This window comes from Zoogloea oleivorans (genome assembly GCF_008107625.1).
GTDB classification, from domain to species: domain Bacteria; phylum Pseudomonadota; class Gammaproteobacteria; order Burkholderiales; family Rhodocyclaceae; genus Zoogloea; species Zoogloea oleivorans.
Genome location: NZ_SDKK01000053.1, coordinates 1 through 8,571, shown reverse-complemented (window position 1 = coordinate 8,571; position 8,571 = coordinate 1). Strand labels below are relative to the sequence as shown.

Genomic DNA, 8,571 nt, shown 5'->3' with positions numbered 1-8,571 from the left:
GCTTGCCGCCCCGGCAGCCGGCGCCGCTACGGCAGATTTTGCCGCAGTGACAGCGCTGCCGCTTGCCGGCGGCGGAACTGCGGCATCGAAGCTGCGGCGAATCGACGTATCGAGGGAAACCGGCCCCTCCGGCAGCGTCACGGTGTCCTTGCCGACACTCATCTGACGCTCAATCACCCGGGCGAGGCCGATACCGCCGCCGCGGCTGGCCAGCTGCATGGCCATCTGCTGATCGAGCAGGGACTGGTACATGCGCGACTCTTCGCTGTCGAACATGCTGCCGCCCTTGGGACTGGCCTCGCGCATCGATTTCATGACCTGCTGCAGAAACAGCGCCTCGAACTGCTTGGCGGCTTCCTTCACCGCCTCGGGCGAGTTTTCCTTCGACAGACGCTTGAGCCCCGACAGGGTGTTCGGATCGAGGGCGTTGATCTGGCTGAAATCGGCGGCCATCAGATCACCTCGAGCTCGGCACGCAGTGCACCGCTGGCCTTCATGGCCTGCAGAATGGCGATCAGTTCGATGGGATTGGCGCCGACCGCGTTGAGCGCCTTCACCACGTCGGCGAGGTTGGTGCCGCCCTTGATGTTGAAGAGGGCTCCGCCTTCCTGCTTGATGTCCACCGTACCTTTGTTGACAACCGCCGTCTGGCCGCCGGAGAGGGCGCCGGGCTGACTCACTTCGGGATTCTCGCTGACGGACACCGTCAGGCTGCCGTGCGCGACCGCACAGGGCTGCAGGGCAACCTTCTGGTTCATCACCACCGAGCCGGTGCGGGAATTGACGATGACCTTGGCGGCCTGCTGCGCAGGCGTCACGTCCAGCCCCTCGAGCTTGCCGAGAAAGGCTACGCGCTGGTTGAGATCTTCCGGCGCCCGCACCTGGATCCGGCGCCCGTCGAGGGCCTGGGCGCTGCCCGGAGCGGCCGCGTTGATCGCATCGACCACCTTCTGGGCAGTACCGAAGTCCGAATCGTTGAGCTCGACAAAGATCGAATCGCCCTGCCCCACCGAGCTGGCGACGGCCCGCTCGACAGTGGCACCGCCGGGAATGCGCCCGGCCGACAGGTGATTGATCGTCACCTTGGTCCCGCCCGCCGCACCGCTGACACCACTCACTGCCAGGCTGCCCTGGGCCATCGCGTAAATCTGCCCGTCAGCGCCCTTCAGTGGCGTCATGACCAGGGTGCCACCCTTCAGGGAGCGGGCGTTACCCATCGACGACACCGTCACATCGATCTGCTGGCCGGGCCGCGCAAAGGGTGGCAGGCTGGCGGTAACCATCACCGCCGCCACGTTCTTCAACTGCAGCGACTGGCCGGGCGGCAAGGTGATGCCGAGGTTGCCGAGCATGTTGATGATGCTCTGCACGGTGAAGGGGGTCTGGGTGGTCTGGTCACCGGAGCCGTCGAGACCAACAACCAGACCGTAGCCGATCAGCTGGTTCTGGCGCACACCGCCGATGGAGGCGAGATCCTTAAGGCGCTCGGCACTTGCAGAACTACTGGCAAACACCCCGACACCGACCACCAGGGCCAGGACCAGCCGGAGAAACGGGTGAACAGTGCGACGCATGGCGACCCTCCTCAGAACGGCAGGACGTTCACGAAGAAGCGCTGCATCCAGCCCATGTTCTCCGTTTCGTCGATGTAGCCGTTGGCCCGGTATTCGATGCGGGCATCAGCCACCTGGGTCGATTGCACGGTGTTGGAACCCGTGACATTGACCGGATTGACCACGCCGGAGAAACGGATGAATTCGTTACCCTGGTTGATGGCGATCTGCTTTTCACCGGACACCACCAGGTTGCCGTTGCCCAGCACCTCAATGACGGTGGTGGTGATGGTACCGGTAAAGGCGTTGTTGGCGGCCGCGTCGCCCTTGCCGCCAAACTTGCTGGCATCCGAAGCGGTCACGCCGAGCCCGCCGAGAGCACCGGCCAGCGGCACCTTGGCCATGGCCGAGATAGACGCAGCCATGCTGGCGTTGCGCTCGGCGGTGGCGGAGGACTTCTTGCTGGCCGCGGTCTGCTCGACGAGGTTGATGGTGATGACGTCGCCGACAAAGCGGGCACGCCGGTCTTCGAACAAGGGCCGCGAGAAGTTTGGCTGAAAGATGGAGCCCGGCTGGGAAGCCTGCGCGGTGCGCGGCTCGGGGCGCACGCTCATCGGCTGATGCACCGCCGTCGGCGGCGTGGTCTGCAGGGCGGAGCAGCCGGCCAGCCCGGCGAGGGCCAGCAGCGAGAAAAATCGAAACGCTTGCATGATCGTTCTCCGCAAACCGCAATTACAGGGAAGTGAGCTTGCCGAGCATGCTGTCGGAGGTGGACACGGCCCGGGAGTTGAGCTCGTAGGCACGCTGGGTCTGGATCATCAGCACGAGCTCTTCGGCGACGTTCACGTTGGAGGTTTCCACGTAGGTCTGATTGAGCACGCCGACGCCGTTGGTGCCCGGCGTGTTGGGGTTGGCCGTGCCGCTGGCCGCGGTTTCCAGGTAGAGGTTCTCGCCGACGCTCTGCAGGCCGCCCGGATTGACGAAGCCGGCGATCTGGATATTGCCGATTTGCGACGGGGCAGTCTGACCCGGCAGAGTTACCGACACCACGCCGTCCTTGCCGATGGTGACCGACAGGGCATTGGCCGGAATGGTGATAGCCGGCTGCAGCGGGTAGCCGCTGGAGGTGACGATCTGGCCGTTGGCATCCTTCTGGAAGGCGCCGTCGCGCGAATAGGCGGTCGTGCCATCGGGCATCAGGATCTGGAAGAAGCCTTCACCCTGGATTGCCACGTCCAGCGCGTTGCCGGTCTGGGTCAGGTTGCCCTGGGTATGGATCCGCTCGGTGGCGATGGGTCGCACGCCGGTACCGATCTGCAGGCCGGAGGGAATCGTGGTCTGCTGCGTCGACTGGGCGCCCGGCTGGCGCAGGTTCTGGTAGAGCAGGTCTTCGAACACCGCCCGTGCCCGCTTGAAGCCGTTGGTGGAGACGTTGGCGAGGTTGTTCGAGATGACGTCGAGCTGGGTCTGCTGGGCGTCAAGGCCGGTACGGGCAATCCAGAGGGAGCGGATCATGGGGGGCTCCTGAGAGTCAGGCTTGTGCCGGTGAGGGCAAGCGGGTTGGCGACGATTTTCATGCTAACTGCAGCAAGAGTCGTTCCAGGCGCAGAGCAGACAGGGGAAAGCGCTGTTAATCCGGTTTCAATCAGGATTTGGCCACGAGCTGGGAAGCCGAACGATCCATCTCCTGGGCAGTGGACAGCATCTTGGTCTGCATCTCGAACTGGCGCGCCAGCGAAATCATGCTGACCATCTGCTCGACCACATTGACGTTGCTGCCTTCCAGGTAGCCGGAGGCCACCCGCACGGCCGGATCGGCCTGCGCCGCGGCACCGCTGGTCAAACGGAACAGGCCATCGGGGCCGCGCTTGAGATCCTGCTCGGGCGGATTGACGAGCTTGAGCTGGTCCACCGCACTGGTGTTGTTGCGGGAGCCGCTGCGCGGAACGGTGGAAATCGAGCCGTCGGCGCCCACCGCCACTTCCACGTCGGGCGGAATGGTGATCGGACCGCCGGTGCCGATGACCGGCAGGCCACCACGGGTCTGCAGGATGCCGTTGGCGCTGACCTCGAAACTGCCGTCCCGGGTGTAGGCCTCGGTGCCGTCCGCCGCCTGCACTGCAAACCAGCCCTTGCCCTGCACGGCCATGTCGAGGGGCCGGTTGGTGTGCTGCAGGGGTCCGGTGCTGAAGTCGTCCGCCACGCTGGCATCCGCCACGAAGGCGCGGGTCGGCATCTGGGCGTTCTGCACCGGCACCGCGCGCAGGCGGTGCAACTCGGTCTTGAAACCGGTGCTGGTGGCGTTGGCCATGTTGTGGGCCACGGCAGCCTGCTGGCCGAGGGTGGACGAAGCGCCGGTCATGGCGGTGTAGATCAGGCGGTCCATGGCTTATTTTCCCTTGGCTATCAGCGCAGATTGACCAGCGTCTGCAGGATCTGGTCCTGGGTCTTGATGGACTGGGCGTTGGCCTGATAGGAACGCTGCTGGGTGATCATGTTTACCAGTTCAGAGGTGAGATCCACGTTGGACTCTTCCACCGCAGCCGACTGGACCACGCCCAGGCTGCCGGTGCCCGGTGCATTGGGCTGTTCGGGGCCGGATTCGTTGGTGACCGCCCACTGGTTGCCGCCAAGGGATTGCAGCCCGTTGGGATTCTGGAAGGAAGCCAGCCAGACCTGCCCCATCACACGAGACTGACCATTGCTGAAGTTGCCCTGGATGGTGCCGTCGGCGCCTACCGTAAGGCCGGACAGCTTGCCGGTGGTGTAACCGTCCTGCGTCAGCTGGTTCACCCCATAGCTGTTGCCGAACTGGGTCGTCCCCGCCAGCTCCACATCGAAGGCGAGGGGCAGCACGGCACCGGTGGCGATCGCGTAAGACGACGAGAAGGAGGTCGGCGTCTGCAAGACACCGTTGGCGTCGAAGCTGACGGTGGTAGGCGTATGCACACCGGTCACCGGATCGATTTCCGGCGGGAAACCGCCATCCAGGCTGGTGTAGACATCCCACACATTGGACTGGGCAGTCTTCACGAAGTAGAGCGACTGGGTGTGCGCGTTGCCGAGGGTGTCGTATACCGACTGGGAAGTGGTGCTCGTGTAGCTGGTCGGATCCGCCGTACTGAAGGCCGCGTTCGTTGCTGTGGCGGTGGTACCCGGCACGCCGAGNNCGGACAGTCGGCCGCTGCGCATGGAGGCGAAATTGATGAGCCCGGTGCTGTCACTGGACACCTTGACCCGGTCTTTCAGGGAAGTCTTGTCGATGGCAGCCTGGACCGCCGTGACGAGAGAGCCCACGTCGGCATAGGTGCCCGGCGTGACGCTGACGGTGACCGGTGTAGTGGCGCCATCGACAGCGATGGTCAACACGTTGCCAGGCGCAGCCGCCACCGTCAGGGACGGCGGCGCCGTCCCGAGCACCGTGGCCTTGTCCATCGCCGACGGGGTGTTGGAGCGGGAGTCCAGGTTAACGTTGTAACCGGCGCTGGTGGTTGCAGCCGGCTTGGCATCGCTGAAATTGAGCTTGATGTCGCCGGTGGTGCCGGTCAGCACACCGTTGGCATCGGCCAGCTTGCCGGTCAGGCGCAAGCCCTGGGCATTCACGATGTAACCGTTCTTGTCGGTCTGGAACTGACCGTTGCGGCTGAAGGTGATGGTGCCGTTGTTGTCCATCCGGAAGAAGCCCTGGCCATTGATGGCCAGATCCAGCGAATTGCTGGTGGTCGAGATATTGCCCTGGGTAAATTGCTGGGAAACCTTGTCGATCGACGCACCGATACCCACCTGCGTACCACCACCCGCCAGAGATGAAGCGAAAACGTCGGAGAACTGGGCGGCGGACTGCTTGAAGCCGACGGTGCCCGAGTTGGACACGTTGTTGCTGATCGCATCGAGCGCCTTGGCAGCGATCGAGAGACCGCTCAAACCTTGCTGGAATGCCATTTTTTCCTCCGCTTACAGAATTTGCTTGATGTCTGACAGGCTGACGAGACCGCCGGAGCCCACATCGAGGGAGACGCCGCCACTGCTGGTGCGCAGCACGCTATTCACCGTGGACAACTGAAGCGCCACGGGCTTGAGGGCGGTATCGCCACGGGTGGCCGTCACGCTCATGGTGTACTTGCCATCTACCGCCTGGGCGCCGCTGGTCGTCAACCCGTCCCAGGCGAAGTTGTAGATCCCGGCATCGTAGTCACCGAGCTCCATCTTGCGCACTTCGAGGCCGTTGGCGTCCTTCACCGTGACGGTAACCTTGTCTGCGGCACTCGGCAGCTCGAAACCGCCGTAGGCCTTGCTGCTGGTCAGCGTCAGTTCGTTGCCGGCCACCGTGACGCCCTTGCCGACCAGCGCGGCGGCCTGCAGCACATCGCCGGACTGGGAGTTTTCGAGCATGCTCGTCAGCGTCGTGTTGAGTTTGTCGATGCCGCTCACGGTGCTGATCTGGGCCAGCTGCGAAGTCATCTGGGCGTTGTCCATCGGATTGAGGGGGTCCTGGTTCTTCAACTGCTCGGTCAGCAACTTGAGGAAGCGGCTCTGGGCGTCGTCGGTCTTCGCTGCAGCAGTCGAGGACTTCTGCAGGCTGCTGATGACGTCGGCGGAGGTGGTGGAGTTGACGGTGCTCATGATCTTTTACCGGTGCTTACTGGCCGATGGCCAGGGTCTTTTCCATCAGTGTCTTGGCGGTGCCCATCACGTCCGCGTTGGTCTGGTAGGCACGGGAGGCGGAAATCATGTTGGTCATTTCCTCGACCACGTTCACGTTGGGCATCGTCACGTAACCCTCCGGATTGGCGGCGGGGCTTTTCGGGTCATACACCATGCGCATCGGCGCAGCACTCTCGACCACCTGGGTCACCCGCACGCCTTGCGCCGCCGGACCGGCCATCGGGGTGGCCGCAAACACCACCTGCTTGGCCTTGTAGGGCTGGCCGTTGGCAGACGTGATGCTGTCGGCGTTGGCCAGGTTGCTGGCGGTAGCATTGAGCCGGGTCGACTGGGCATGCAGCGCACTGCCAGCCACATGAAAGACGTTAAGCATGCTCATGATTCAGCTCCTTACTGGCCCTGGATGGCTCTTTGCATGCCGGTGATCAGGCCGTTGATGAAAGTCACGCTGGCCTGGTACTGCACCGAATTCTCGGCAAAGGCGCTGCGCTCCACATCCATATTGACGGTATTTCCATCGACAGACCCCTGCTCCTCGTTGCGGTACTTCAGGCTGGCATCCAGCGCGCTGCCGGCAGAGCCGGACAGGTGGCGGGCCGCAGTCGTCTTCAGGTTCAGGGCCGGCGTCTGGCCACCCAGCGCACCACTGAGGGCTTCGCGAAAATCCACGTCACGGGCCTTGAAGTTGGGGGTATCGGCGTTGGCGATGTTGGAGGCGATCACCTGCTGGCGGTAGGCGCGGGCATTCAGCGCAACCTGGTGAAAGTTAAACGCCTGGTCCAGACGGCTGGTCATTCCGGTCACCTCTAAAGTTCGTTTCCACTCGCGCCGTGAATTGATGCTGCAGATGGCGCGCCTTGGCGTACGCTCAACTCATTGCACCTTCCATGCCAGCCATCCTATAGGGGCACAAGCACCCCCGATGGGCTGAACAGGCGGCAATTCGCACCCCATTTAGCCCATCCCCGCCCCCCTGATCTGCCGCCCCGGCAGACTTCCGGCAAACTTTGCCGGTCGGCAAGGGACGCACCGAATTGAGTGCCTAAAGCGCCTCTGTTCCGCCGGGCCTGCCGGGTGCCGACATGGCCTAATGGCAGCAACTCTCCCCGGCATCCCGCCCATGAAGCCTGCTGCAAGCCTTCCTGCCCTGTTTTTCAGCCTGCTGGCGCTCATCGGCGCGAGCAATTCCGCCATCGCCCGCCAGGATCCGGCGCCGGTAAGGACCGAAATCAGCCGTTTTCTGAACATCCAGACCCGCAGCCTGCCCGGCGAAGTGAACATCAAGGTCGGTGACTTCCCCATCGACAACCAGCTTCCCCCCTGCCTCCAGCTGGAAGCTTTCCTGCCGCCCGGCGCGCGGGCGTGGGGCCGGATCACAGTGGGCATCCGCTGTCTGGCACCGTCGGCATGGTCGGCCTATGTACCGGCCGAAGTGCGCGTCAAAGGGCTGTACCTGATCACCGCAGCCCCGCTGAGCGCAGGCCAGATCCTCGGCCCTGACGATGTACGCCGGGAGGCCGGTGAGCTGACCGCTCAGGCACCTGACGTACTGACCGACCCGACCCAGGCTGTCGGCCACGCAGCCAAAACCTCTCTGGCGGCCGGCAGGCCCCTGACCGCCAGCCACCTGCGCCTGCCACCGGCGGTGGTCCAGGGCCAGCCGGTCAAAGTCATCTATCGTGGCCCAGGCTTCCAGGTCGCCAACGACGGCACCGCACTCAGCAGCGCCGGTGACGGTCAGGGCGCGCAGGTACGCCTCGCCAACGGCCAGGTCGTGCGCGGCGTCGCCCGCAACGGCGGATTCGTCGAGATCATCCTGCCCTGACACAACATCGACAGCCGTCAAACCCTCCTCCAGAAATGCCCGGATGGGTTAAAGTTTCGCTTCCCTTGGTCGTAGACCTCCTCGACTTATGGAAGAAAGGGCAATGCCGTGAAGATCGATAACTCAGTCAAATCGACCGGAGGCTTGCCGCCCAGTGACGGGCGAGCACGTTCCGCGAAAGAGTCTCCCAAGACCGATGCCACCAGCAGCGGCGGGGAAAAGGTTGAACTGTCGTCCCTGTCATCCCGGATGCAGCAGATGGAAGAGACCATCGCCAGTACGCCGGTGGTGGACAGCGCCAAAGTAGACGAGATCAAGCAGGCCATGAGCGAAGGTCGCTTCAAGGTGGATACCGGAAAAGTGGCCGACGGACTCATCGAAAGCGTGCGCCAGATGTTGTCGGCACAACCCGGCAAGGCCTGACCCACCCATGGCTGCAGATCAAGGCCTCGTTCACCGGCTCGCCGGCCTGATTCAGGACGAACGTACCGGGCTGCAGGGTTTCATCGCCCTGCTGCAAAAAGAGCA

The 8,571-nt window shown here is 63.8% G+C and carries 12 protein-coding genes; 2 read left to right on the top strand and 10 right to left on the bottom strand.

Annotated elements, in window-relative coordinates:
* The 10 genes from ETQ85_RS25265 to flgB all read right to left on the bottom strand — a co-directional run.
* The coding region (locus ETQ85_RS25265) for a rod-binding protein (RefSeq protein WP_187394870.1) at nt 1-453 on the bottom strand (453 nt) is incomplete at its 3' end.
* Complete coding sequence (locus tag ETQ85_RS25260; protein WP_148581768.1) at nt 453-1,574, bottom strand: flagellar basal body P-ring protein FlgI; 1,122 nt, start codon at nt 1,572-1,574, stop codon at nt 453-455. The genes ETQ85_RS25260 and ETQ85_RS25265, both read right to left, overlap by 1 nt.
* Before the next feature lie 11 nt (nt 1,575-1,585).
* Nucleotides 1,586-2,263: a flagellar basal body L-ring protein FlgH gene (locus ETQ85_RS25255; RefSeq protein WP_148581767.1), complete on the bottom strand. Its 678-nt coding sequence runs from the start codon at nt 2,261-2,263 to the stop codon at nt 1,586-1,588.
* A 22-nt stretch (nt 2,264-2,285) separates the two neighbouring features.
* Nucleotides 2,286-3,068, bottom strand: a complete 783-nt coding sequence (gene flgG / locus ETQ85_RS25250; RefSeq protein ID WP_148581766.1) for a flagellar basal-body rod protein FlgG — start codon at nt 3,066-3,068, stop codon at nt 2,286-2,288.
* A 130-nt stretch (nt 3,069-3,198) separates the two neighbouring features.
* Nucleotides 3,199-3,939: a flagellar basal-body rod protein FlgF gene (flgF, locus tag ETQ85_RS25245; RefSeq protein WP_148581765.1), complete on the bottom strand. Its 741-nt coding sequence runs from the start codon at nt 3,937-3,939 to the stop codon at nt 3,199-3,201.
* A 20-nt stretch (nt 3,940-3,959) separates the two neighbouring features.
* Complete coding sequence (locus ETQ85_RS27550; RefSeq protein WP_425473165.1) at nt 3,960-4,715, bottom strand: flagellar hook protein FlgE; 756 nt, start codon at nt 4,713-4,715, stop codon at nt 3,960-3,962.
* Between the two features lie 8 nt (nt 4,716-4,723).
* Nucleotides 4,724-5,495, bottom strand: a 772-nt coding sequence (locus ETQ85_RS26770; protein ID WP_222862311.1) for a flagellar hook-basal body complex protein, incomplete at its 3' end; no start/stop codon positions are given.
* Between the two features lie 12 nt (nt 5,496-5,507).
* Nucleotides 5,508-6,176 carry a flagellar hook assembly protein FlgD gene (locus ETQ85_RS25235; RefSeq protein WP_148581763.1) on the bottom strand — a complete coding sequence of 223 codons (669 nt, stop codon included), beginning with the start codon at nt 6,174-6,176 and terminating at the stop codon, nt 5,508-5,510.
* 16 nt (nt 6,177-6,192) lie between these two features.
* On the bottom strand, nt 6,193-6,597 hold the full coding sequence (gene flgC, locus ETQ85_RS25230; protein WP_148581762.1) for a flagellar basal body rod protein FlgC: 405 nt from the start codon (nt 6,595-6,597) through the stop codon (nt 6,193-6,195).
* A gap of 11 nt (nt 6,598-6,608) precedes the next feature.
* Nucleotides 6,609-7,013, bottom strand: coding sequence for a flagellar basal body rod protein FlgB (gene flgB / locus ETQ85_RS25225; RefSeq protein WP_148581761.1), 405 nt, complete (start codon nt 7,011-7,013; stop codon nt 6,609-6,611).
* A 325-nt stretch (nt 7,014-7,338) separates the two neighbouring features.
* Between flgB and flgA the strand changes: the two genes are divergently transcribed.
* Both flgA and flgM read left to right on the top strand, forming a co-directional pair.
* Complete coding sequence (gene flgA / locus ETQ85_RS25220) at nt 7,339-8,043, top strand: flagellar basal body P-ring formation chaperone FlgA (protein ID WP_187394869.1); 705 nt, start codon at nt 7,339-7,341, stop codon at nt 8,041-8,043.
* A 108-nt stretch (nt 8,044-8,151) separates the two neighbouring features.
* Complete coding sequence (gene flgM / locus ETQ85_RS25215) at nt 8,152-8,466, top strand: flagellar biosynthesis anti-sigma factor FlgM (RefSeq protein WP_148581759.1); 315 nt, start codon at nt 8,152-8,154, stop codon at nt 8,464-8,466.
* Nucleotides 8,467-8,571: the final 105 nt, after the last annotated feature.

Bases quoted from the DNA above. Each gene is read 5' to 3' on its own strand.
- ETQ85_RS25255 (WP_148581767.1), bottom strand. From the start codon at position 2,263: ATGCAAGCGTTTCGATTTTTCTCGCTGCTGGCCCTCGCCGGGCTGGCC.
- flgB (WP_148581761.1), bottom strand. From the start codon at position 7,013: ATGACCAGCCGTCTGGACCAGGCGTTTAACTTTCACCAGGTTGCGCTG.
- flgF (WP_148581765.1), bottom strand. From the start codon at position 3,939: ATGGACCGCCTGATCTACACCGCCATGACCGGCGCTTCGTCCACCCTC.
- flgC (WP_148581762.1), bottom strand. From the start codon at position 6,597: ATGAGCATGCTTAACGTCTTTCATGTGGCTGGCAGTGCGCTGCATGCC.
- flgA (WP_187394869.1), top strand. From the start codon at position 7,339: ATGAAGCCTGCTGCAAGCCTTCCTGCCCTGTTTTTCAGCCTGCTGGCG.
- ETQ85_RS25235 (WP_148581763.1), bottom strand. From the start codon at position 6,176: ATGAGCACCGTCAACTCCACCACCTCCGCCGACGTCATCAGCAGCCTG.
- ETQ85_RS25260 (WP_148581768.1), bottom strand. From the start codon at position 1,574: ATGCGTCGCACTGTTCACCCGTTTCTCCGGCTGGTCCTGGCCCTGGTG.
- flgG (WP_148581766.1), bottom strand. From the start codon at position 3,068: ATGATCCGCTCCCTCTGGATTGCCCGTACCGGCCTTGACGCCCAGCAG.